Genomic DNA, 23,072 nt, shown 5'->3' with positions numbered 1-23,072 from the left:
AGACGGGGGCGGGGGCACGGTCAGCTGCTGTGCTCGGTGGTGGACAGGCCCAGCGCCCTGAGGTCGGGCATGGTGCCCCGCTGGGCCGCGCGCACGGATTCGATCAGCGAGCCCTGGCCGCCGCCCACCCGGGCGAAGCCGTCCTGCATGACCTTCAGGGTGGCGGTCATGCGGGGCCCCCAGGTCCAGTCCCGGATCGTGCGTGCCTCCTGGTCGAAGAGGGTGTAGATGTCCTGGCCGCTGTAGTAGGCGCGGTCGAAGGCCTTGCGGTAGACGGGCAGGAGCCCGGGGACGGCCGGGTACTGGCTGCTGGCCCCGCTGGAGAGCCGGGCGCGCAGCGCGTCGGGGTGGGAGACCTGCCACTCGATGAACTCCAGCGCGGCTTCCGGCTTCTCGCTGTCCCGGGTGACCGCGAACGTCGATCCGCCGTGGGTGCCGAGCGCGGCGTCGCCCGCCCTCCACCGGGGGAGCGGCGCGATGGCCCACTTGCCCTTCTGGCCGGGGCGCGCGTTCATCTGCGCCCCGGCGTCCCAGGCGCCGCTGAGCCGGACGAGGACCTGGTCGCCGCCGACCTGGGCGTCGTACTGCCGGCTGTCCACGGCGTTCACGAAGACCAGGTCCTCGTCGATCAGCCGCTGCCAGTAGGCCGCCACCCGGCGGGTCGGCGCGTCGCCGAGCGACACGTTCCAGGCGCCGCCGCCGGTGTCGAACCACCGGGCGCCCGCCTGCCAGGCGAAGGAGGCGAACTGCGGTCCGCCGTCCGTCGCGAAGGCCGTCAGCCGCCGGCCCGGCGTCTTCTTGACGACGGTACGGGAAGCCGCCTCGAACTCGTCCCAGGTGCGCGGGACTTCGAGGCCGTACTCGGCGAAGAGGTCGGTGCGGTAGTGCATCATCATCGGCTCGACGTCCAGCGGAACGCTCAGGACGCGCTTCTCGAAGGTGGTCAGGCCCAGGGCCTGCGGCAGCAGTGCCGACCGCAGCTTCGCGCTCATCAGGTCGGTGAGATCCAGGGCGACCCCGTCGATGGCGAAGCCGGGGATCTGGGGATACTCGATCGTCGCGACATCCGGCGCGTTGCCTGCCCGTGAGGCGTTGCTGAGCTTCGCGTATCCGCCCTGGCCCCCGGACGGGATCTGCTGGAAGTCGACCTGGATCGTGTCGTGCGTCCGGTTGAACGCGTCCACCACCTCCTGGCTGCCACGCAGGGCGGACCAGAAGGTGATGTTCGTGGCGTTGCGGCCGGCCCTGTTGCCGGCGGTGCTGGACCTGCTCGTGCTGTTCGACCCCGATGTGCCACCGCTGCACGCGCTCAGCGCGCCCGCCAGCGGTACTGCGGCCATCGTGGCGAGCATGGATCGACGGCTCTGTCGACCGGGCATGGGCGCCTCCCGTGGCTCCTGATTGAGGACACGGGGAATCCTGTTCGGCTGATCGGTAACGGTCAATAGATCGCTCAGAAGAAAATTGAAGCGGTCAAACGATCAGTCCGTGGTGACGGTGATCGCCTGGGCCGATCCGCGGACCTTCAACTCCGGCAGCAGCTCCGTCCGGCGCACCGGTCCGGCCGCCCCGGCCGTACCGGAGAGCCGGTGCAGGAGCAGCTCGGCGGCCGCCCTGCCGATCTCCGCCTTGGGCGGCGACACCGCGGTCAGCGGCGTGCTGCCGAGGGCCGCGACCACATCGTCGTACGCCACCACCGAGCAGTCCCGGGGCACCTGCACACCGTTCTCGGCCAGGCGTTGCACCAGCATCAGGGCGTCCACGTCGCCGTGCAGCACCGCCGCCGTCGCGCCCCGCTCGCGCAGCAGGGCGGCGAGGTCGAGCGCGGAGCCGGCGCTTCCGGGGGAGGCGGCCGGTGCCGGCCCCGCCTCGTCCGGGCCGGGGCCGGGCACCGCGTCCGGCGAGCTCAGCACCACCGTCCAGTCCGCCACCCCGGGGTGCCCGTCCGCGATCTGGGCGAACGCGGCGCGCACCGTGCGGGCCGTCGGGCTGTCGTCGCGGGCGGCCAGCACGATCCTGCGGTGGCCCAGTGCCACCAGGTGCTCCACGGCCAGGTGCACCCCGTACCAGTGATCGGAACAGACGGAGTCCAGGGCGTGCAGCGCGCTGCCCGGCCGGGGCCGCCGCTCCATCAGCACGGTCGGCACGTCCACGTCCGCCAGCCAGCCGTAGTCCATCTCCTCGGAGAGCGCGTGACGCCATCGCGGGGCGATCAGCAGCCCGCGCGCCCCGTCCGCCAGCGCCCGCTCCACCAGCGGTCGTTCGGCGCCGGCCGACTGCGGTGCGATGTGCAGCGCGATCCTGATCCCGGCCTCCTCCAGCACGCTCCGCGCGCCGTGCAGCGTCTCGTACAGGTACGAGTGCCGCTCCGGCACGACCAGCGCCACCGCCCCGCCCTCACCGGGCGGTTCGCCGCCGCGTGCGGCTGGCACGGGCGCGGCGCCCGCCGGTTCCCGCAACGGCCTGGCCACGCCGTGACCGCGCCGCAGCCGCCCGGCCCGGGTCAGCTCCTCGACGTCGCGCCGCACCGTCACCACGGAGACGTCCAGTTCGGCGGCGAGGACGCTGACCTTGACCGCCCCCCGCGACTCCACCACCGACATGATCCGCTGACGCCTGAGCTCAACCGGCTCCCGCATGTGCTGGCCCCCTGCCCGTACCGCTGCGCATTGTGCGTTTGAACGCTTCGTCCGAGCGTTTGGAGCGCAGCATAGCCATGCAGCTTCCCCGGCTGGGTGAAGGCCGGAAATCATGGCAGATTACGATCTCTCCCTGGCATGGACACTCTCACCCTCTGGCAATTGGCGGCACTGGCCGCGGCATCCGCACTCGTCGGCTTCTCCAAGACGGCCGTCAGCGGTGCCAATACGATCAGTCTCGCGGTCTTCGCGGCCGTCCTCCCGGCTCGCGAATCCACCGGAGTGCTGCTCCCGATCCTCATCGCCGGCGATGTGCTCGCCGTGCTGACCTACCGCCGCCACGCTCACTGGCCGACGCTGCTGCGGCTCTTTCCCGCCGTCGCCGTCGGTGTGCTGGCGGGCACGCTGTTCATGATGTGGGCCGGCGACGCCGCCGTACGCACCTCGATCGGCGCGATCCTGATCTTCATGGCGGGCGTCACTGTCTGGCGGCGCCGCGGTGCCGCCGGGAGCGAGGAGGCGGCCGTGGACGCGGGTCCGCCGGCCGCCGGCGAGCGGCTCATGGCCCGCTCGTACGGGGTGCTCGGCGGCTTCACCACCATGGTCGCCAACGCGGGCGGCCCGGTCATGTCGCTCTACCTGCTGTCCGCAGGATTCCGGAAGCTCGGCTTCCTCGGCACCTCCGCGTGGTTCTTCCTGATCGTCAACACGTCCAAGGTGCCGTTCAGCGTGGGCCTCGGACTGATCGACGCCCGGTCCCTGCTGCTCGACGCCTGCATGCTGCTGTTCGTGCTTCCCGGCGCCTGGATCGGCCGCACCTGCGTGGACCGCATCAACCAGACCCTCTTCGAACGCCTCGTCATCGGGGCGACCGTACTGGGTGGCCTCCAACTGCTGCTGAACTGACGGCGGCCCTCCCGGATCGCGGTGATCCGGAAGGGCCGGTGGACACGGCAGCGGCCGGACAGGCCGAGGACGGGCGGGTCGGCCGAGTGGTCAGATGATGCCTTCCTCGATCTCCGCCTGCTCACGGGCGTTGCCGTACGCCGACGGCGTGCTGTATGAACCCCGCGCGACGAACCACCACACGGTGGCCAGGACCAGCACGGCGACCAGGGCGATCGAGGCGTAGTTCATCGAGTCGATCGTGACCGGGGACGACTGCGGCAGCAGGAACAGCACGGTGACGATCGAGACCCACACCACGGCGATCCAGCCCACCGGCTTCGACCAGCGGCCCAGGTGCCAGGGCCCGCGCTCGAAGCGGTCACCGGCGCGCAGCTTCAGGAAGATCGGGATCGCGTAGGCGGGCGTGATGCCGATGACGTTGATCGCGGTCACCGCACCGTACGCGGTCGCGGAGTACAGCGACGGAACGGCCAGCAGCCCGGCGACGACGACCGACAGCCACACGGCGTTCACCGGCGTCTGCGTCCGGGCGCTCACCTTGCGCCACAGCGCGGAGCCGGGCAGCGCGTTGTCCCGGCTGAAGGCGAACACCATCCGGCTGGCCGCGGCGACCTCGGCGTTGCCGCAGAACAGCTGCGCCGCGATCACGATCAGCAGCATGGCCGTGGCGCCCGAGGTGCCCAGCGCGTCGATCAGGATCTGGGCCGGCGGCACTCCGGTGGCACTGTCCTGGGTGCCCGCGTAGTCCTGGATCGCGAACGTCAGCCCGGCCAGCAGGACGAAACCGGCCACCCAGGAGACCCAGATCGAACGGACGATGCCACGCGGCGCCGAGACCGAGGCGTCCGAGGTCTCCTCGGACAGGTGGGCGGAGGCGTCGTAGCCGCAGAAGGTGTACTGGGCCAGCAGCAGACCGATCGCCGCCACGTAGAGCGGGTTCTCCCAGCCGGTGTCGTTGACGAACTCGGTGAAGACGAACGTCGGCGACTGGTGGTGCGAGGGCACGATCGCCAGCACCGAGACGATCACCGCGACGCCGGCCAGGTGCCACCACACACTGATCGAGTTGAGCACGCTGACCAGGCGCACGCCGAACAGGTTCAGCACGGCGTGCAGCAGCAGGATGCACAGGAAGATGGCCATCGTCTTGCCCGGCGTGGGGGTGAACCCCCACTGCAGGTTCATCAGCGCACCGGTGAACAGCGCGGCACCGTAGTCGATGCCCGCGATCGCACCGAGCAGCCCGAGCAGATTCAGCCAGCCCGTGTACCAGCCCCACTTGCGGCCGCCGAGCCGGTCCGCCATGTAGTACAGCGCCCCGGATGTCGGGTACGCGCTGGTGACCTCGGCGAGCGCCATGCCCACGCAGAGCACGAACAGACCGACGCCCGCCCAGCCCCACAGCATCACCGCGGGCCCGCCGGTCGACATGCCGAAGCCGTACAGGGTCATGCAGCCGGACAGGATCGAGATGACGGAGAAGCTGATGGCGAAGTTGCCGAAGCCGCCCATCCTGCGTGCGAGCACCGGCTGGTAGCCGAGCTCGCGCAGCCGCTGCTCCTCGTCCTTGGGCGTGTTGGCCTCGGAACCCGTGTGGGGCGAGGTGGATATGGACATGCGGGGGACCTCCGTGAGCGGTGACGGTGCGGGGGACAGAGAGGGGGCGCCGGATCAGCCGTGCGGTCCCCTGGCGGGGTCGCGGGCCGCGGCCAGTGCGCGGGTGCGGGCGCGCAGGAACACTTCCTCGGCGCCGCCGGGGTCCTTGGGGGTGCGGGTGCGGTACGCCCAGGGCACCGATGTGAAATAGGGGCCGAGCTCCTTGAACACCGGTGCGGCGTCGGCGAACTTCAGCGCTCCCCACAGGGCGTGTGCCAGGTGGTTGAGGTCGAGCAGCGTGTGGCTGGGCGCGGAGGTGCGCAGGAACCAGATCTCCAGAGCGCGGACGGCGTCGCGCTCGGCGTCCTCGGTGACCCAGTGAAGGTCCAGGGCCTTCTCGTGGCCGCGTTCACGCCGGTAGCGCTCGACCCGCACATACAGCGGAAGCACATGGAGTGCGGACCCCTGCGGCGCCGAGGAGGCCGCCCACTGCACGAAGTTGACCGCTTCGGAGAGGGAGCCGCCGGCCTTGCGCGCGTAGACGAACTGGAGCATCCGGTGGTATGCCTCGCGGTTGTACGGATCGCGCTTGTCCGCCTCCGCCAGGAGCCCCCACGGGCCGGGAAAGAGCATGGGCCCCGGCGGGTGCAGCCGGTGCTCCTCCAGCCGCTGGCGCTCGTCCAGCTGGGAGAGGGCCAGCAGGCACACCCAGGGCACCGGGTCCGCGGGCGAGGCGTGGGCGGCCGACCGGCAGGCCTCCCAGGCCTGCTGCCACAGCTCCTGCGCGCGAGCGTGCCCCTCGCGGTGGGCCCGGACGGCCCGCTCCACGACGACCCGGGCATGCATCACGGCGGCCGCGACGCTCCTGGGCTCCTCGGTCAGCCAGGCCTGTACGGCGTCCGAACCAGCGGCGACCGCTCCGAGCACCTGGGTGCGCTGGGTCCACAGGGTCCAGTCCGGCGTGCTCTCCAGCAGATTGCGCATGGACAGCCAGCGTCCTGTCCGTAAGTCCTGTAACGCGGTACGGAGGTCGTTGTCGTGGCCGGCCGGGTGGTAGACCGGCCGGAAATCACTGTTGGCCATGGACGTGCTCCGGGCGTCGTGTCGGTCTCATCGATCCTCAAGGACGTGGGGGGTGAATCAGCTGTTGAAATGTGAACTGCTGTAAAGCGTCCGCTTGTTGCTCGGCGGTGAGTGTAGAGCCCATTGCGCCCAAGCCCCGAATGAATCATGGATCGTATTCAAGTAGCTCCAGCAAATGGGAGGTTGGGCGTCAAAGGGGGGTTCCGGACATACGCTTTACCGGTGCTTGACGGAACCGCTGGGCTGCACCACTCTTGGGTGCCGCCACCGAAGATCACGATTCCGTTCAAGCGCCGGAGCTTGCGTACCACTGGAGAGCCGATGACAGGTCCGGTACTCGCCGTGGACCAGGGGACCTCCGGCACCAAGGCGCTGGTGATCTGTCCGGAGCGGGGTGTGATCGGTTCCGCTTCGGCTCCGGTGAGCCCGAGGTTCCACTCCGGCGGGGCGGTCGAGTCGGACCCCGGCGAGCTGTTCGGTTCGGTCGTCGACGCCGGGCGGCGGGCGCTGGCCGAGGCGGGCGAGCCGGTCGTCGCCGTCGGCCTCGCCAATCAGGGCGAGACCGTGCTCGCCTGGGATCCGGACACCGGGCGGCCGCTCACCGACGCCATCGTGTGGCAGGACCGGCGGTCGGCCGGTGTGTGTGCCGAAATCGCCGAACGCGAAGACGAGTTGAAGGAACTCACCGGACTTCCCCTCGATCCCTATTTCGCGGCCCCGAAGATGGCCTGGATCCGCCGCGAACTGACCCGCGAGGGAGTCGTCACCACCAGCGACTCCTGGCTCGTCCACCGGCTCACGGGAGAATTCGTCACGGACGCCGCGACGGCCGGACGCACCCAACTGCTCGATCTCGACCGGGTCGGCTGGTCACCCGACGCACTGGACATCTTCGGTCTGGGCGGCGAACGACTGCCTTCGGTGGTCGACGCGGCCGGCTCGTTCGGAACGACGACCGCGTTCGGGGGCGAGCTCCCGCTGACCGGCCTCCTCGTCGACCAGCAGGCAGCCCTGCTCGCCCAGAGCGCGCTGGAACCCGGGGCCGCCAAGTGCACCTACGGCACGGGTGCGTTCCTGCTGGCCCAGACGGGCCCGGTGCCCCGCCGCAGCTCCACCGGACTGGTCAGCTGCGTGGCCTGGCGGCTCGGCGGACGGACCAGCTACTGCCTGGACGGCCAGGTCTACACGGCCGCCTCCGCCGTGCGCTGGCTCACCGACCTCAAGGTGATCTCCGGCGCCGCCGACCTCGACCCGGTCGGCGGCTCGGTCCCCGACTCCGGGGGCGTCACCTTCGTACCGGCACTCGCCGGGCTCGCCGCCCCCTGGTGGCGCGGCGACCTCCGGGGTTCGGTGACCGGGCTCGGCCTGGACACCACCGCGGGGCACCTGGTGCGGGCCCTGTGCGAGGGCATCGCCGCACAGGTGGTCGAGCTGGCCGAGGCGGTGGCGGCCGACTTGGGGGAGCGGCCCGGGGTGCTGCGCGTGGACGGCGGGCTGACCCGCTCCGCGCTGCTCATGCAGACCCAGGCCGACCTGCTGCAACGCCCCGTCGAGGTGTCCGCCCTGCCCGATGTCACCGCGCTCGGCGTCGGAGCCTTGGCACGGCTCGGCCTCGATCCCGGGCTCTCGCTCCGCCAGGCCGTGCCGGACTGGGCACCGGCCGCGGTGTACGAGCCGAGGATCGGCCCCGACGAGGCCGCCGAGCGCCTCGCCGGATTCCGCGCGGCCGTCGGCGCGCTGCTGGAGCGGTCGTGACCGTTGTGCGGGCCCGCCGTCGCTATCCGGCCGGAGTGGTCGTGACCGCTGCCGGGGCCGTCCGATGAACCGGGCCGGCCGATGAACCGGACGGTCACAAGGGCCGGACAGCCGCTGCCCGACGGCCCGCCCTACGACGTCACGGTCATCGGCGCCGGAGTGGTCGGCACCGCGATCGCCCGGGAACTGGCCCGCCACCCCGTCCGAATCGCGGTCGTCGAGGCGTCGGACGACATCGGCAACGGCACGTCCAAGGCCAACACCGCGATCCTGCACACCGGCTTCGACGCCGTGCCCGGTTCGCTCGAGGCCCGGCTGGTCCGCGACGGGCAGCGCAGGCTCGCCGCGTACGCCGCCGAGACGGGTATCTCCGTAGAACGTGTCGGAGCCCTCCTCGTGGCCTGGGACCAGGAACAACTCGACGCGCTTCCGGGCCTGCTGGCGAAGGCGGAGAAGAACGGCTACCACGCGGCCCGGCTGCTGGACGCCGGCCGGCTCGCCGAGCTGGAACCGCACCTGGGCCCGGGTGCGCTCGGCGCGCTGGAGATTCCCGACGAGTCCGTCATCTGTCCCTGGACCACCCCGCTCGCGTTCGCCACCCAGGCGGTCCTGGCCGGCGTCCACCTGCACCTGGACTGCCGCGTCACGGCCATCGAGCCGGACGACGGGCCCGGCTCGGGCGACGGGCCCGGCACCGGCGTCCATACCCTGACCACCACCCGAGGCACGCTCCGCACCCGGGGGCTGATCAACGCCGCCGGACTGCACGCCGACGTGATCGACCGCCTGCTCGGCCACGACGCCTTCACCGTCACCCCGCGCCGCGGACAGCTCATCGTCTACGACAAACTCGCCCGCGATCTCGTCCACCACATCCTGCTCCCCGTACCCACCCCGGCCGGCAAGGGCGTCCTGGTGGCACCGACCGTCTTCGGCAACGTGCTGCTCGGCCCCACCGCCGAGGACCTCGACGACAGGGCCGCCACCGAGTCGACCGGGGAAGGACTCGCGCTGTTGCGCGAGAAGGGCCGCAGGATCCTGCCCCGGCTGATCGACGAGGAGGTCACCGCCGTCTACGCGGGGCTGCGGGCGGCCACCGCCCACGAGGACTACCGGATCAGGGCGTACCCGGACCAGCGCTACGTCGCCGTGGGCGGCATCCGCTCCACCGGGCTGACCGCCTCCATGGCCATCGCCGCGCACGTCACCGATCTGCTCGCCCGGACCGGGCTCGGCCTGGGCACACCGGCCGAGCTGCCGCCCGTCACCGTGCCGGCCCTGGGGGAGGCGGCCGACCGCCCCTACCTGGACGCCGGACTCATCGCCCAGGACCCCGCCTACGGCACCGTGGTCTGCCACTGCGAACGCGTCACCGAGGGCGAGATCCGCGACGCCCTGGCCTCCGTGCTGCCGCCCGCCTCGATCGAGGGCCTCGCCCGCAGGACACGGGCCGGCAACGGGCGCTGCCAGGGCTTTTACTGCGGGGCCCGGCTCCGCGCACTGACCGAGAGGGCCCCGGGATGATCCGCCACGAGCGCACGGTCGACGTACTGGTCGTCGGTGCGGGCCCGGCCGGACTCGGCGCGGCGGCCGAACTCGCCGCGTCCGGGGTACGGGTGGAGGTCCTGGAGCGCGAGCAGGACGCGGGCGGCGTCCCCCGCCACTGCCACCACGACGGCTTCGGCGGCCGCCGGACCACCGGCGGCCTGAGCGGGCCCGAGTACGCCAGGCGGTGCACGGCCGCCGCCGAACGGGCCGGTGCCACCCTGCGCACCGGCATCACCGCCACCGGCTGGGCCGGACCCCGCACGCTCGACGCCACCGGGCCGGGCGGTCTGGAACGGATCACCGCCCGCGCGGTCCTCCTCGCCACCGGCGCCCGGGAACGCCCCCGCAGCGCCCGGCTCGTCCCCGGCACCCGCCCCGCGGGCGTCTTCACCACCGGGGAGCTCCAGCAGGCCGTCCACCTCCACCACCAGCACATCGGTACCCGCGCGGTGGTCGTCGGCGACGAACCCGTGAGCCACGCGGCGGCCGACACCCTGCGCGTCGCCGGGGTCGAGGTCGCCGCCCTGGTGACCGGCCGTCCGCCGCAGCCCCTCGCCGTGCTGCGCCGGGGCCCCGGCGCGCCCGTGCTCAGCCGCACCACCGTGACCGGCCTGACCGGGCGCGGCAGGCTCGCCGGAGTCAAGGTTCGCCACGAGGACGGCCGGAGCACGACCCTGCGCTGCGACACCGTGGTCTTCACGGGCGACTGGATCCCCGACCACGAACTGGCCCGGCGAGGCGCGCTCGCCCTTGACCCCGGCACCCGCGGACCCGCCCACGACGCCTCGTACCGGACCGGCGAACGGGGTGTCTTCGCCATCGGCAACCTGCTGCACGCGGTGGAGAGCGCGGGCACAGCCGCCGCCGAGGGCCGGGCCGTCGCCGCCCCCGTACTGCGCCATCTGGTCACCGGGTCCTGGCCCGCAGGACGGGCTGCGCTCGTGGTCGCGGCGCCGCTGACGTGGATCGCGCCCAATCTCATCGGCCCCGACGACGACCGGCCGCTGGGCAACCGCTTCGTCCTGCGCACCGGGCGGCGCCTGGCCACCCCGCTGTTCGAGGTCCGGCAGAACGGGCGGCTGCTGCACCGGCAACGGCTCCTGCTGCCCGCCAGGCCGGGCCTGCCCGTCCATCTGTCCGCGGACTGGCTGGACCGGGCGGACCCGCACGGCGCCACCGTACGGATCCGGCTGCGCTGACCGATCTTGGCGGCAGCGCCCCGCAGATCACGGAATCAGCAGCCAGTCCGAACCGATCGCCGCGACCAGCCCGATCCCCAGCAGCCAACTGCCCAGCCGAGTACGGCCGTTCCGGCTGAGCTCGATCACGATCCCGCACAGGATCAGCGCCAGCCCGTACACCCCGACCACCAGGACGGAGGACCGGCTCGCGATCCGCAGGCCCAGGACGACCGCCATCGCGGCCATGCCGACGGAGGACAGGGCGATGCGCAGCCGTCTCGCCTGACGCGGGGTCAGCCGACGTTCCCCGGTGTCGGGTGCGGCTATCGGGGTGTCCACGGCCTGGTCCTGGTCAGAAGTGCTCATGACGCGGGATGGTAATAGCTTCGCGCGGCCCTGTTCACCGCTCTCGGTCAAGGACAGGGAAAGGACGCGCCCGCGGCGCCCGCCCCGTCCGCGCTACCGGCCGCCGCCCCGCAGCCTCGGCGCCTCGGCAGCGGCATCGACGGGCTCCGCGTCCGGCGCCTCCACCCGTCCGGCGAGCTCCCGCCCCCAGCCGGCCAGCGCACCGACATCGACCCCGTGCGCCGGGGGCCCGCCGCCCCGCCCCGTGAACCCCGCGGGCTCCACGGACTGCGTGAACTCCGTGAACTCCGTGAGCGCCGCAGCGCCCCGCCGCAGCAGCCGCGCCCCGCCCGTCGCATTGCCCCGGGCGGCATGGGTCAGCCCGACCGCCAGCTGGGCCAGCCCACGCCACAACTCCCGTTCCGCCACGGGCCCGGACTTCCACGCGTCCTCGAATACCTCATGGGCGTGGAACGGCATCCCGGCGTCCAGCAGCCGCTGCGCCTCCCGCACGGTCTCCTCCGGGGCGCGGACCACACCCTCGGGCTGCCGCTCCACCCCCGGCGAGCCGTACGGCAGGGGGCGCCCCAGCCCGTCCCGGGGGCGCGCGTTGTGCGCCCGGCCTTCGGTGTCGCGGTCCCTACGTGTCTCGTCCACCCCTCGATTGTGCCCCGCACCTGCGGCGAACTCCCCGAAGCACTGTTGGTGGGCCCCCGCGCACGACTACTCTCGACAGTTGTCCGCACCACTTTGGGGGAGGGTAGGCATGCAACCGTCCCGGCCGCTGTACGAGCGCGAACCGGAGATCGCCGCTGCCGCACAAGCCGTCGACGCACTCTGCGGCGCACAGGCGTCCGGCGGGCTGCTGATCTTCAGCGGAGAGGCCGGCATCGGCAAGACAGCACTGCTGGCCGAGATCCAGGCCATGGCGGCCGACCGGTGCACCGTCTGGTCCGCACGCGGCGGCGAGACAGTGACCTCCGTGCCGTTCCACGTCGTACGCCAACTGCTGCAGCCCGAACTCGAACAGCTCCCCGCCGACGACGTACGCGCCCTGTTCGGGTCCTGGTACGAGATCGCCGCGCCCGCCCTCGGCCTCGTGGAGCCGACCGGTCCACAGCCCGACCCGCAGGGTGTGCGCGACGGCCTCGACTGGGTCGTCTCACGGCTCGCCTCCCGGCTGAGCCACCGCCCGCTGCTGCTCCTCATCGACGACGCGCACTGGGCCGACGGCGAATCCCTCGCCTGGCTGGCCTCGTTCACCGCCAGGCTCGGCGAGCTGCGCGTCCTGGTCGTCCAGGCGCACCGGCCCGAGGAACTCGCCGCCCGGGAGCCGGCGCGCGCCGCCGTGGGCGGACATCCGGCACAGGTGCGGGTCGCGCTGCGGGCCCTCACCCCGGACGCCACCGCCGAACTGGTCCGCGCGGGCCTCGGAGAACACGCCGACGACCCGTTCTGCCGCGAGGTCTGGGCCGTCACCGGCGGCAACCCGTACGAGGCGGTCGAACTCGTCGCCAAGGTCCAGGACCGCGAGCTGGCCCCGCTGGAGGACTCCGCCGGGCTGCTGCGTGAACTCGGCGCATCGGCACGCGGCAGCGGACTCGTCGCCAGGCTCGAACGGCTCGGCACCAACGCCAACCGCTTCGCCTGGGCCGCCGCCGTGCTCGGCACCGACATCTCCCAGGACCTCGCCGCGACGCTGGCCGGAATGAGCCCCGCGGAGGCGGCGGACTGCACGGCCCGGCTGCGCGAGGCCCGTATCGTCAGCGGCTTCGACCCGCTGGAGTTCGTGCACCCGCTGATCGCCACCGCCGTCTACCGCTCGATTCCGCCCGCCACCCGCACCGCCATGCACGGCCGGGCGGCCTGGGCCATCACCCGGGCCGGTCTCGGCCCCGCCGCGGCCTCCCGGCATCTGCTCGAGGTCCACCCGGACGACGACCAGGAGCTGGTCGAGCAACTGCGGGCAGCCGCGGCACAGCACCTCGCGGTCGGCGCCCCCGAGGCGGCCCGCCGCTGTCTGGAACGGGCCCTCCAGGAACCGCCGCACCAGGACGTGCGCGCCACCCTGCTCTACGAACTGGGCTGCGCCACGCTGCTCAGCTCGCCGCCCACCACGGTTCGGCATCTGCGTGCCGCGCTCGACCCTCCGGGTCTCGCCGACAACCTGCGGGTCGACGCCACGTTCCGGCTCGCCGCCGCGCTGTCCCACAACAACCAGCTGAAGGAGGCCGCGCTCGCCCTCGCGGCCGAGGCGGAGCGCACGGCGCCAGGCCCCGGCCTGATGCGCCTCCAGGCCGCGCACTTCCTCTGGGAGGGCATGCAGGCCACCGAGGACGACGGTCCGGGCCGCTCCCGCCGGCTCGCCGCCAACGCCGACCACCTCACCGGCCGGGACAACGCCGAGCGGGCCCTGCTCACGCTGCGCGCCTTCGACGCCATGCTGCGCGGTGAGAACTCCCAGCTGATCGTCGACCTCTGCGAACGCGCCCTGGTCAACGGCCATCCCGCCCGGGGCCTCGGCTGGACCGATTCGGAGTGGGGCTTCGAGCTCCCCACCCTGCTCGGCATCACCTACGCCTTCACCGACCGGCTCGACCGAGCCGAGGAGCTCTTCGGCGAAGCGGTGCGCGCCTTCGAGATCTCCGGCTGGAGCGGCGCCCACCTGGCCTTCGCCCATACGCTCCTCGGCCTGGTCAACCGCCGTCGCGGCCGCCTCGCGGAGGCGGAGGGCTTCCTGCGCGAGGGGCTCCGCCTCGCCGACCGCGTCGGCAGCGGACTGCCCGTCCACTGGGACGCCGCCTGCCTGCTCATCGACACACTGCTGGCCCGCGGCCGGGTCACCGAGGCCCGCAAGATCGCGGACCAGTACGACTTCGGCACGCCCTACCCCAGCGCCATGGTGCTGCCCGACGGGCCGTGCGTCCGGGGCCGCCTGCTGCTGGCCGAAGGCCGTATGAAGGAAGCCGTCACCGAGCTGGAAGCCGCCGGACAGGCCCTCGAACCGCGCGGCAGGTTCAACGGCATCTGGGGCCCCTGGGCCGGCGACCTGGCACGCGCACTGGCCGACGAGGACTCCGGCCGCGCCGCCCGGATCGCCAACTCGGCCCGGGTGCACGCCGAGCGCTTCGGCACGGAGACCGCGATCGGCGAGGCACTGCGCTGCGTCGCGCTGTTCGCCGGTCCGGAGGAGGCCGCACAGCTGCTGGGCGAGGCCGTCCGCCACCTGGAGGCATCCCCCTCCGGCTACGAGTTCGCCCTCGCCCTCTACGAGTACGGCATCGCGGCCCGCTCCCCGCGAGAGCTCGCGCGGGCGCACAAGCTGGCGACGGCCTGCGGCGCGGAATCCCTGGCGACCCGCGCCCAGCAGGCACGGGCGTCGATGCGGTCCACCGAGTGAGGTAATGTTTGTCCTGCGCAGCCGCCCGGGACACCGGGAGGAATCGCAACGGGACGTGGCGCAGCTTGGTAGCGCACTTGACTGGGGGTCAAGGGGTCGCAGGTTCAAATCCTGTCGTCCCGACTCGATAGAGTCGCAGGTCAGGGCCGGTTTCGGAGATCCGAAACCGGCCCTTGATCATTTCCAGGGGCCGGCAGGGGCCAGTGGGTCCGTATCCACCGGACGGTGTCCACGTCTCCGGCACGGCACCCGAGTCGCCCCCCCCGAGTCTCCGGCACGGTACCGAGCCGCCCCCGAGTCTGTGACACGGCACCCGAGCCGCCCCCGAACCGCCGTGGGCACTGCGACGTACACGATCACCGGCTGATGCGGGCCGCATGGGTGACCCGGGCGCTCACGGCGCCGGCGGTCCTGCTCCTGACGGTCGGGGGCCCGGCACCTCAGGTTCGGGCGGTGCCCACCCCGGCCCCTTCGGGCCGGGACACCTTCAGCGGCCACCTCGCCGTCGCGGGCGGCGGAACGCGGACGGTGCGGCTGAGCCCGAAGGGGCTCTACGTCATACCGGGCGGCTCGGCCACGGTCACCGGACGACTCACCGACCTCCCCCTCATCGGCCGCCACCGGATCACGGCCTCCGTCACGGCGACCGTGCCCGGCGGCGAGGTGAAGACGCTCAGCAGCAACACCGTCCGGCGCACGTACGTCCCCTGGCTCCTCGTCATCATCGTCGCGCTCTGCCTGGCGGTGCTGGTCACCGTCCTCGTCGCCACCCGCAAACGGTGGCGGGCCCGGCTGCGGCGGCGCGGCACCGAACGTGCAGCGGTGCGCGCGCTGCGCCGCGAACTCCGGTCGGATGCGCGGGCGCCTTCCGCGTCCGCGGACGAACCGGGCACGCCGGCCGATGAGGACGGCCACGCGCCTGCGGGCAGGGGCCGGTCAGGTGAGGCGTCCGGCCCGGGCGCCTGACCGTGAGGAGTGGCCGACGGCCGGCTCCGTGCGGATGCGGCGTGCGGCGGTCACGAGGCCTTCCGGTGCGGCACGGGATTCGTGCCGGCCGCGGGCCATCGGGCCGCAGCCGGGGTTGACCCGGAGCCGGTCGTTCTGACCGGCCATCGACCAGGATCACCGAACTGCTCCTCCACGGAGACGAGGAGGCCGGATGGGAAGGCGGTCGTGAACCAGGGCCGGTTCGGAGCAGCTCCGGACCGACCTTGATCATTTCTGGGGTCGGACTGGAACCCCGGGACGAATCCGGCCCACCGGGCTGCGTCGCGACGGACCTCGGTGGAGACGCGTCCGCCCTGGTCGGCGATGGCCGCCCGGGGCGTCAGTGTCAGGCGATCCGGCCGGCCCGCATGGCCTCGGGACTCATCCGGGTGTCGAACCCGGTATCGGGATCGGTGGTCCGGCCGTGCACCCACCAGTTCTCCGAAGCGGTCTCCAGAACAGTCATCAGGACGTCCGCCCGGCGCATCCCCGTGGTGGCCGTAATGCGGTCGGCGACGGCTTCGAAGAGCGCTGTCTTCTGGGCCGGAGGCCGGTGGTTGAACGTCATGCGGATGATCACCGAGTCGGTGCTGCGCTCGATGCCGAAGAACGTCGACGGGTGCAGGATGTCACCGGGCTCCATGTCGTGGACGACATGGAAGAAGTCGTCCTCCGGGATCTGGAACACCTCCCGCATCGAGGCGTGGACCGCCGCGGAGAGAGCCTGGCGGAATTCCGGTGTCCTGCCCTTGCGCAGGTAGATCTCGACGAATGGCATGGGGGTGCTCCTTGGCGGAAGTGGGCTGGGAGTCCGCGTGGTTCGGCGCGGCTGATACGGCCAACGCTAGGTGGCCCCGGCCCATGCGGCCAGCGAAACTCTGGCATGGTGGGTATGCATGAATGTCATGGAGCCCTCGTTGACCGGCTTGCGGGTCCTGCGTGAGATCGCCGAACGCGGCAGCTTCACCGCCGCCGCCGCGGGCCTCGGCTATACCCAGTCCGCCGTCTCGCGACAGGTCGCCGCCCTCGAACGCGCGGCCGGGGTGAAGCTGTTCGACCGCCGCCCCGGTGGCGTTGCCCTCACCGGGCCGGGCTTGACCCTGCTCCGGCACGCGGTTGTCGCACTGGACGCGCTCGCCGAAGCCGAGCGCGAGCTGAAGGGACTGGCACCCGAACGCAGCGTGGTGCGGCTAGGCACCTTCGCCAGCGCCGGAGCGCTCATTCTGCCGCGCACGCTCGCCGTGCTGCGCCGCACGCAACCCGGCATCCGCGTCACGACACGCGAGGCCACCACCCCGGCGCTGGTGCGCGCGCTGCGGGCACGCACGGTAGATCTGGCCGTCCTCGCGGTCCGGCCGCCCTACCGGCCCCTGGACGACCAGACGCCACGTCTGGCGTGCGAGACCCTCCTGGAGACAGAGCTGCTGCTCGCGGTGCCCGCCGACGGCGCGCTGGGCAACAGAGCGGCGGTGGGCCTGGAAGAACTGGCCGATCAGGAATGGATCGCCAGTACCTCCAACCCCGCCGAGCCGATGATGGGAGTCTGGCCAGGTTTGCCTGGGCGCCCACGCATCACCCACACCGCCCGCGACTGGCTGACCAAACTTCACCTGGTCGCAGCGGGCTGCGGCATCACCACCGTGCCGCCGGGCCTGGCCGACGCGGTTCCCACGGGCGTGCGCCTGGTCGAGGTCCGCGGTGGACCCGCCGAACGCCGGCGGGTCGTTCTGGCCCGTTTTCCCGGCCCGCTGCCGCCGGTCTTCGCCCAAGTCATCCAGGTCCTGCACCGTGAAGCGGCCCGTCGGCCCGACTGAACGGTTCCGGAACGATGCGCGGCCGCGCCGTTCCCCGCAGCCGGCACTCGCCTGGAACGGGAGGGGGCCACCCGGCCGGATCGGCCCACCGTGGACGGACTCGGAGTCGTCCGCGGGCCTGCCCGATGATCAATCAGTTGTGCAGCAGTGCGGCGGTGGCGATCTCCAGGAAGTCGCGCACCAGTTCCTCGTCCCGGTCGGCGAGGACGGCCAGGCACGTCTCGCTCCCCGGGGCGTCCGTGACGGGCAGGTGGACGAGGTCGGGGCGGGAGTAGGAGCGCGCGACGCTCAGCGGGACGAGCGCGATGCCCTGCCCGGAGGCGACGAGTTCGAACTTCTCTTCCAGCGAGGATGTCCGTCGGGCCGGTGTGTCGAGCATCCGCTGGTCGGCCAGGTCTGCGGAGGTGAGTTCGGCGCGGTGCGCCAGCGGGTGTGCCGCGGGCAGGCAGGCGACCCGGGGCTCGTGGCCGATGGGGATGGTGTGCAGTCCCGATTCGTCGAACGGCAGCCGCAGGTGGCCGACCTGTGCCCGGCCGTCCCGCAGTGGCGCGTCCTGCTCCCACCAGTGCGCCGGGACGACGTCGGTCTCGATGGCAGGGTGACGCGCGGCGAACGCCCGGATCGCGTCCGACACGTGCAGCCCGGGGGAGAAGGCGACCGTCAGCCTCGGGATACCCCGGTCGACGTCCCGCACACGTCGTACGGCTGTGTCGACGGCCCCGAGGACCGCCCGCGCCTCCTCATGGAGCTGTCTTCCGGCGTCGGTCAGCTCCACACTTCGAGTGGTGCGCACCAGTAGTGCGCACCCCAACTCCCGCTCGAATGCCATGATCTGACGGCTGAGGACCGGCTGGGCGATGTAGAGCTGTCCGGCCGCCCGGCCGAAGTGCCGGTGCTCGGCCACCGCGACGAAGTAGCGGAGCTTACGCAGATCGAGATCCATGCCTTGACGGTATCAACGCCCCGAGAAGGGTATTGGACCCCACGGGCGGCCGCCCCGAGACTCGAAGAATGATCGTCATCACCGCACCCACCGGCCGGATCGGCAGCCGGCTCCTGGACATCCTGCTCGACGAGGCTCCGGCTCGCGGGGAAGAACTGCGCGTCATCGTGCGTGACCCCGGGAAACTCCCCGGCCCGGTCCGCGCCCGGGCCGACGTCGTCACCGGCTCGCACGACGACCCCGAGGTGGTCGACCGGGCCTTCGCCGGCGCGGACGCCGTCTTCTGGCTGGTTCCGCCGGACCCGCGGGCGCCGAGCCTGGACGCCGCGTACCTCGGGTTCACCCGCGCTGCCGCGAAGGCGTTCACGGCTCACGCGGTGGGGCACGTGGTCGGCGTCTCGGCGCTCGGCCGCGGCACACCCGTCGCCGGCCGGGCCGGACATGTCACGGCTTCGCTGGCCATGGACGACCTGATCGTGAGTACGGGCGTGGCCTACCGGGGGCTCGCGAACCCCAGTTTCATGGACAACCTGCTACGGCAGGTGGCCTCCATCCGCGATGACGGCGTGTTCACCGACACCGTCGCCGCCGACCGCGTGGCACCGGCGGCCGCCGCCGGCGACATCGCCGCGGCCGCCGCCGGCCTGCTGCTCGACCGCTCGTGGGCGGGGGCGGGCGAGGTCCCCGTGCTGGGCCCCGAGGATCTTTCGGCGAACGATATGGCGCGCGTCATGTCCGAAGTGCTCCGTCGGCCGGTCCGCTACGAGCGGCAGTCGCTCGACGACTTCCGTGCCGCGCTCACCGGACACGTTTTCGGTGACGCGATCATCGAAGGCTTCGTCGACATGATGCGTGCCAAGGACAACGGTCTCGACGACGGCGTACGGCGTACCCCTGGCACCGCGAGTCCGACCACGTTCCGCACCTGGTGCGAGGAAGTCCTGAAGCCGGCGGTCCGGAGCCGGGCGTGAGCGCCGGGACCGCTCTCGTCGTCGGGGCGTCCCGCGGCCTCGGGCTCGCACTCGCCACCGAGTACGCGCACCGAGGCTGGGAGGTCATCGCAACCGTCCGGGACAGTCGCCGCACCGCTCTGCACGACCTGGCCGAGGCGTCCGGGGGCGGGGTCACGGTCGAGAACCTGGACACGACCGAGCCGGATCAGCTCGCCGCCCTGCGCGAGCGCCTCGCGCGGTCCACCCTCGACCTGCTGTTCGTCAACGCCGCCATCACGAGAGGCGACATCCCGATCCACGACGTCCCGGAGGGGGTGTTCACCGAGGTCATGGTCACGAACGCGCTCAGCCCCATGCGCGTCGTCGAGGCCCTCCGCTCACTGGTCGGGCCGACCGGAACCATCGGCGTCATGTCCTCACGCCAGGGCAGCATCAGTTTGAACACCAACGGTGGCCAGGACGTCTACCGCGCCGCCAAGTCCGCACTCAACCAGTTGATGCGCAGCTACGCCGCCCGGTACGCAGACGCCGGGCACACGCTCCTGCTCATCTGCCCGGGCCATGTCCGCACCGAACTGGGCGGGCCGGACGCGCCGCTGGCCATCGGCCAGTCCATTCCGGGTGTTGCGGACACGATCGACCGCCACAGCGGTGAACCGGGCCTGCGGTTCGTCAACTACCAAAACCGGACCGTGCCCTGGTAGCGGCCGCCGGAGTGACATCCCGACACCGCGTCACGAGGAGCGGCGCCCGAAGCCATGAGGGGTGGCTTCGGGCGCCGCTCCGGCTGTAGGGCCGAAGCTCGCGGTCACATGGGGCGACCACTGAAGAGAACACTGTTCTTGACTCTGCCGGGGCGGCGAGGCATGCTCTTCCTTGACAGAGAACAGTGTTCTCGTTTCTCGTCCGCCTCAGCAAAGGATGTCCGTCATGAGCACAGCGATCATCACGCCTCACAGTGCCCCGTCCCGGCCCTGGGATCTTGTCGGCCGAGGTCTCATGGCCCTCAACTCCGCAGTCACGTTCGCGGTGTTCATCAACGGGTTCTTCCTGATGGCGGCCGCGAGCGACGACCGCTTGATGGTGGAGGGCTGGCGAACCTTCGGGTACTTCGTGTTCAGCGCGATGTGGGCCATGCTCGCGTACCGGCCGCGTCACGTTCCGGCGATCTGGGAGCTGGTGATCCTCCACAAGGTTGCGGCAACGGTGCTTGCCTTCACCATCCTGGACACCACCGAGGGTGCGCAGTCCTCAATCACCGATTCCTCGGTCGCGGCGCTCACGGTCTTCGCCTACATCGCCTGCCGCGGATGGCAGTCGTGGCGGGTCGTCCAGCTCGGGGACACCCCGGCGAACGTGTCCTGAAGCCGCGGTCGGGAGCCGCCCCGTCTGCGGGCCGACCGGGGCACCTCGGCGGGCCCGCGCTGCGGATTCGATCCGGCTCCCGGACGGGGCGCTGCTGGTCCAGGAGGGAATATCGTTGACTTATAGGGTGGGTTCATGGTCACTTCACGGCAAGCAGCGCGCGAGCGGATGATGCGTGACATCGTGCGCGTGGGACGCGAGCACCTGGCGACCGTACCTCCGGCCGACCTGTCCCTGCGGGCGGTGGCCCGGGACATCGGAGTCGTACCGTCGGCGCTCTACCGCTATGTCCGCGACCGCGAAGCCCTCATCACTCTGCTGATCATCGACGCGTACGACGAACTCGCCGACAGGGTCGACTCGGCCCTCGCGGCGGCCTCGGGTCTGTCGCACCGCGAGCGGCTTCAGGCGGCAGTACTCGCGGCCCGCGCGTGGGCCGTCCGTGAACCGTCCAGGTTCGCGATGCTCTACGGCACACCGGTGCCCGGCTACTCGGCTCCCGGTGACCGGACCGTGGAGCCCGGCACGCGACTCGCCCTCGCTCTCGCCGGACTGGTCGAGGACGCCTGGCGAGCGGGCGAGCTGAGAACGGTGGAGGCGCGGCTCAGTCCGACCGCGCGTGCCGATATGGAGCGACTGCGCGGAGCATTCGGGTTCGAGATGCCGGTGGGCAACGTCTCCCGGGTCTACGGACTGTGGTCGGCGGTCATCGGGGCCATCCTCTTCGAAACCTTCGGCCAGTACGCGGCGGATACGCTGAGCGATCCCGAAGAGTTCCTCCGTGCCCACACCGACGGCCTGGCGGACACAGTGGGCCTCTGATCACCCCGGCACCGCTCAAGCCCTCGGTGTTGTTCGCCGCTTGTCGACCCGGGCCCTCGCCGCCCACCGCCCGGGTGCGTAGGGTACGAGCGGCCCGGGAGCCGTGCGCACCGGGTCGCGCCGGGCGCGGACGAGGCGACCGGGGGCCGAGACCGGGGGGCTGCGGAGATGGCGGACAGGGCGGGCGGCACGGCGGCCGACGAGGCCGGGGAGCGGACGGCGCCGCCGGACCGGAGGGTGTTCGCCGTAGCGGGGCTGGTCTTCGCCCTGCTGATGGCGCTGTCCCCGCGCTACGGCTTCCATATCGACGAGTTGTACTTCCTGGACTCCGCCCGGCACCTCCAGGCGAGCTACGTGGACCAGCCGGTGCTTGCGCCGCTGCTGGCCCGGGTCTCGCTGGCGCTGTTCGGGGTCTCGGAGGCGGGTCTGCGGCTGTGGCCCGCGCTGGCCGCGGCGGGCACGGTGATCGTGGGCGGCATGACGGCGCGGGAGCTCGGCGGCGCGCGGCGGGCCCAGCTGCTCGCGGCCCTCGCGACCGGCACCATGCCCGTGCTGCTCGGCGGCGCGCACATCGCCAACACCACCTCGTACGAAGTGCTGGCCTGGGCGGCCATCGCCCTCGTGGTCGTCCGGATCGGCCGCACCGGCGACACGCGGTGGTGGCTCGCCGTGGGTGCGCTGGTCGGCCTCGGCGCCGAGTTCAACCATCTCGCCGGCATCTTCGGCACCGTCCTGCTGGCCGCCGTGCTCCTCGGCCCGGCCCGCCGCACCGCGGCCGACCGCCGGCTGCTCGCGGGCGCCGCCATCGCCGTACTGCTCGTGCTGCCGGACCTGTGGTGGCAGGCCCGGCACGGCTGGGCCATGTTCGAGATGACACGGGCGCTGAACGGCGAGAACGGGGGCCCGGGGAACATTCCCACCTGGATCGTGGGGCAGCTCGGCATGTCCTGCCTGGCGATGGCCGTGCTGTGGACGGCGGGCCTGCGGTTCCTGTGGCGCTCCGGCCGGCCGCTGTGGCAGTGCCTGGTAGCCGCGTACGCCGTGCTGTTCGTGCTGTTCGCCGTGACGACCGGAGCCCAGGTGTACTACCTGGGCGGACTGTACGTCTGCCTGCTGGCGGCCGGGGCCGTGGGACTCGACGGGTGGCTGTACGCCCGTCCGGGCCGGCTGCGCGACCTGATGATCGGCACCGCCGCCTCGACCGCGCTGTTCGCCATGATCGTGCTGCCGGTGCTGCCACCGTCCGGCGTGGCCTGGACGTACGGCATCAGCACGAATTCGGGGGAGACCCTGGGCTGGCCCCAACTGGTCGGTACCGTGCGCCAGGTGTGGAACGGGCTCCCGGCCGGGCAGCGCGCGAACGCGGTGATCTTCGCGGCGGACTACGGCGAGGCCGGCGCAGTCAACGAACTCGGCCGGGGCACCGGGCTGCCCACCGCCGTGAGCGCCCAGAACACCGACTGGTGGTGGGGTCCGGGCAACCCGGACGCCACGACCGTGGTGGCCATCGCCCCCGGACCCGACCACGCCCCCGGGTACACCGCCCGGCTGCACGAGTACTTCCGGCACGTCCGGGTGGCCGCCACCCTCTCCAACCCCTACGGCGTGCACAACGTCGAACGGGGCGGCCACGTCTACGTCCTTACGGGCCCCCGCCGCCCCTGGGGAGAGATGTGGCCGGAGCTGCGCCACTACGGGTGACGCCTGTCCGGACGAACACCCGCTTCACCGG

General features: G+C 72.2%; 20 protein-coding genes and 1 tRNA gene. 13 read left to right on the top strand and 8 right to left on the bottom strand.

Translation table 11 applies throughout. From position 1 onward, the window contains the following. Positions 1-20: 20 nt before the first annotated feature. Complete coding sequence (locus ACGFU6_RS30515; RefSeq protein ID WP_393615577.1) at positions 21-1,379, bottom strand: ABC transporter substrate-binding protein; 1,359 nt, start codon at positions 1,377-1,379, stop codon at positions 21-23. A 102-nt stretch (positions 1,380-1,481) separates the two neighbouring features. Continuing rightward, positions 1,482-2,639 carry a substrate-binding domain-containing protein gene (locus ACGFU6_RS30510; protein WP_393615575.1) on the bottom strand — a complete coding sequence of 386 codons (1,158 nt, stop codon included), beginning with the start codon at positions 2,637-2,639 and terminating at the stop codon, positions 1,482-1,484. A gap of 138 nt (positions 2,640-2,777) precedes the next feature. Here ACGFU6_RS30510 and ACGFU6_RS30505 point away from each other — a divergent pair, with 138 nt between their 5' ends. Further along, the gene (locus ACGFU6_RS30505) at positions 2,778-3,545 is read left to right on the top strand and encodes a sulfite exporter TauE/SafE family protein (RefSeq protein WP_393615573.1); all 768 of its coding nucleotides are present in this window, start codon (positions 2,778-2,780) and stop codon (positions 3,543-3,545) included. A gap of 90 nt (positions 3,546-3,635) precedes the next feature. Here ACGFU6_RS30505 and ACGFU6_RS30500 read toward each other — a convergent pair whose 3' ends face one another. Next, the gene (locus tag ACGFU6_RS30500; protein WP_393615571.1) at positions 3,636-5,165 is read right to left on the bottom strand and encodes an amino acid permease; all 1,530 of its coding nucleotides are present in this window, start codon (positions 5,163-5,165) and stop codon (positions 3,636-3,638) included. Between the two features lie 54 nt (positions 5,166-5,219). Then, positions 5,220-6,227, bottom strand: a complete 1,008-nt coding sequence (locus ACGFU6_RS30495; protein ID WP_393615569.1) for a hypothetical protein — start codon at positions 6,225-6,227, stop codon at positions 5,220-5,222. 321 nt (positions 6,228-6,548) lie between these two features. On the opposite strand from ACGFU6_RS30495, the gene ACGFU6_RS30490 reads away from it, so the two are divergent. The 3 genes from ACGFU6_RS30490 (at position 6,549) to ACGFU6_RS30480 (ending at position 10,729) form a co-directional block, all read left to right on the top strand. Next, positions 6,549-7,982 (top strand): FGGY family carbohydrate kinase, encoded by a 1,434-nt coding sequence (locus ACGFU6_RS30490; protein ID WP_393615567.1) that lies wholly within the window; start codon positions 6,549-6,551, stop codon positions 7,980-7,982. Between the two features lie 81 nt (positions 7,983-8,063). After that, entirely contained in the window at positions 8,064-9,506 is a 1,443-nt protein-coding gene (locus ACGFU6_RS30485) for an NAD(P)/FAD-dependent oxidoreductase (protein WP_393615565.1), read from the top strand. Beyond that, positions 9,503-10,729: an FAD-dependent oxidoreductase gene (locus tag ACGFU6_RS30480; protein ID WP_393615563.1), complete on the top strand. Its 1,227-nt coding sequence runs from the start codon at positions 9,503-9,505 to the stop codon at positions 10,727-10,729. Before ACGFU6_RS30485 ends, ACGFU6_RS30480 begins: the two co-directional genes overlap by 4 nt. A gap of 27 nt (positions 10,730-10,756) precedes the next feature. Here ACGFU6_RS30480 and ACGFU6_RS30475 read toward each other — a convergent pair whose 3' ends face one another. Together ACGFU6_RS30475 and ACGFU6_RS30470 are read right to left on the bottom strand one after the other, a co-directional pair. After that, positions 10,757-11,077, bottom strand: coding sequence for a hypothetical protein (locus ACGFU6_RS30475; RefSeq protein ID WP_393615561.1), 321 nt, complete (start codon positions 11,075-11,077; stop codon positions 10,757-10,759). A gap of 93 nt (positions 11,078-11,170) precedes the next feature. Beyond that, the gene (locus tag ACGFU6_RS30470; RefSeq protein WP_393615559.1) at positions 11,171-11,713 is read right to left on the bottom strand and encodes a DUF309 domain-containing protein; all 543 of its coding nucleotides are present in this window, start codon (positions 11,711-11,713) and stop codon (positions 11,171-11,173) included. A 109-nt stretch (positions 11,714-11,822) separates the two neighbouring features. Here ACGFU6_RS30470 and ACGFU6_RS30465 point away from each other — a divergent pair, with 109 nt between their 5' ends. The 3 genes from ACGFU6_RS30465 to ACGFU6_RS30455 all read left to right on the top strand — a co-directional run bounded on the left by ACGFU6_RS30465 (position 11,823) and on the right by ACGFU6_RS30455 (position 15,422). Further along, positions 11,823-14,456 (top strand): ATP-binding protein, encoded by a 2,634-nt coding sequence (locus ACGFU6_RS30465; protein ID WP_393615557.1) that lies wholly within the window; start codon positions 11,823-11,825, stop codon positions 14,454-14,456. A gap of 49 nt (positions 14,457-14,505) precedes the next feature. Then, positions 14,506-14,579 (top strand) — tRNA-Pro (locus tag ACGFU6_RS30460). A gap of 330 nt (positions 14,580-14,909) precedes the next feature. After that, a complete protein-coding gene (locus tag ACGFU6_RS30455; RefSeq protein WP_393615556.1) occupies positions 14,910-15,422 on the top strand; it encodes a hypothetical protein in 513 nt (170 codons plus the stop codon). Between the two features lie 367 nt (positions 15,423-15,789). Here the strand turns inward: ACGFU6_RS30455 and ACGFU6_RS30450 are convergent, their stop codons facing one another. Beyond that, entirely contained in the window at positions 15,790-16,221 is a 432-nt protein-coding gene (locus ACGFU6_RS30450) for a tautomerase family protein (protein ID WP_393615554.1), read from the bottom strand. Positions 16,222-16,339: 118 nt separating this feature from the next. On the opposite strand from ACGFU6_RS30450, the gene ACGFU6_RS30445 reads away from it, so the two are divergent. Continuing rightward, positions 16,340-17,257, top strand: a complete 918-nt coding sequence (locus ACGFU6_RS30445; protein ID WP_393615552.1) for a LysR family transcriptional regulator — start codon at positions 16,340-16,342, stop codon at positions 17,255-17,257. A 133-nt stretch (positions 17,258-17,390) separates the two neighbouring features. On the opposite strand, the gene ACGFU6_RS30440 is transcribed toward ACGFU6_RS30445, so the two are convergent. Then, positions 17,391-18,200, bottom strand: a complete 810-nt coding sequence (locus tag ACGFU6_RS30440; RefSeq protein ID WP_393615550.1) for a LysR family transcriptional regulator — start codon at positions 18,198-18,200, stop codon at positions 17,391-17,393. A 68-nt stretch (positions 18,201-18,268) separates the two neighbouring features. Between ACGFU6_RS30440 and ACGFU6_RS30435 the strand changes: the two genes are divergently transcribed. The 5 genes from ACGFU6_RS30435 (at position 18,269) to ACGFU6_RS30415 (ending at position 23,041) form a co-directional block, all read left to right on the top strand. Next, a complete protein-coding gene (locus tag ACGFU6_RS30435; RefSeq protein ID WP_393615548.1) occupies positions 18,269-19,171 on the top strand; it encodes an NAD(P)H-binding protein in 903 nt (300 codons plus the stop codon). Beyond that, a complete protein-coding gene (locus ACGFU6_RS30430) occupies positions 19,168-19,857 on the top strand; it encodes an SDR family NAD(P)-dependent oxidoreductase (RefSeq protein WP_393615546.1) in 690 nt (229 codons plus the stop codon). Before ACGFU6_RS30435 ends, ACGFU6_RS30430 begins: the two co-directional genes overlap by 4 nt. A 226-nt stretch (positions 19,858-20,083) precedes the next feature. Further along, on the top strand, positions 20,084-20,518 hold the full coding sequence (locus ACGFU6_RS30425; RefSeq protein ID WP_393615544.1) for a hypothetical protein: 435 nt from the start codon (positions 20,084-20,086) through the stop codon (positions 20,516-20,518). Positions 20,519-20,653: 135 nt separating this feature from the next. Next, positions 20,654-21,340, top strand: coding sequence for a TetR/AcrR family transcriptional regulator (locus ACGFU6_RS30420; protein WP_393615542.1), 687 nt, complete (start codon positions 20,654-20,656; stop codon positions 21,338-21,340). Between the two features lie 168 nt (positions 21,341-21,508). Continuing rightward, positions 21,509-23,041, top strand: a complete 1,533-nt coding sequence (locus tag ACGFU6_RS30415) for an ArnT family glycosyltransferase (protein ID WP_393615541.1) — start codon at positions 21,509-21,511, stop codon at positions 23,039-23,041. Positions 23,042-23,072 lie beyond the last annotated feature (31 nt).

The sequence above is a fragment of the Streptomyces sp. NPDC048462 genome, assembly GCF_043200175.1.
Taxonomy (GTDB): Bacteria; Actinomycetota; Actinomycetes; order Streptomycetales; family Streptomycetaceae; genus Streptomyces.
This window is presented reverse-complemented; position numbering and strand designations above follow the sequence as displayed.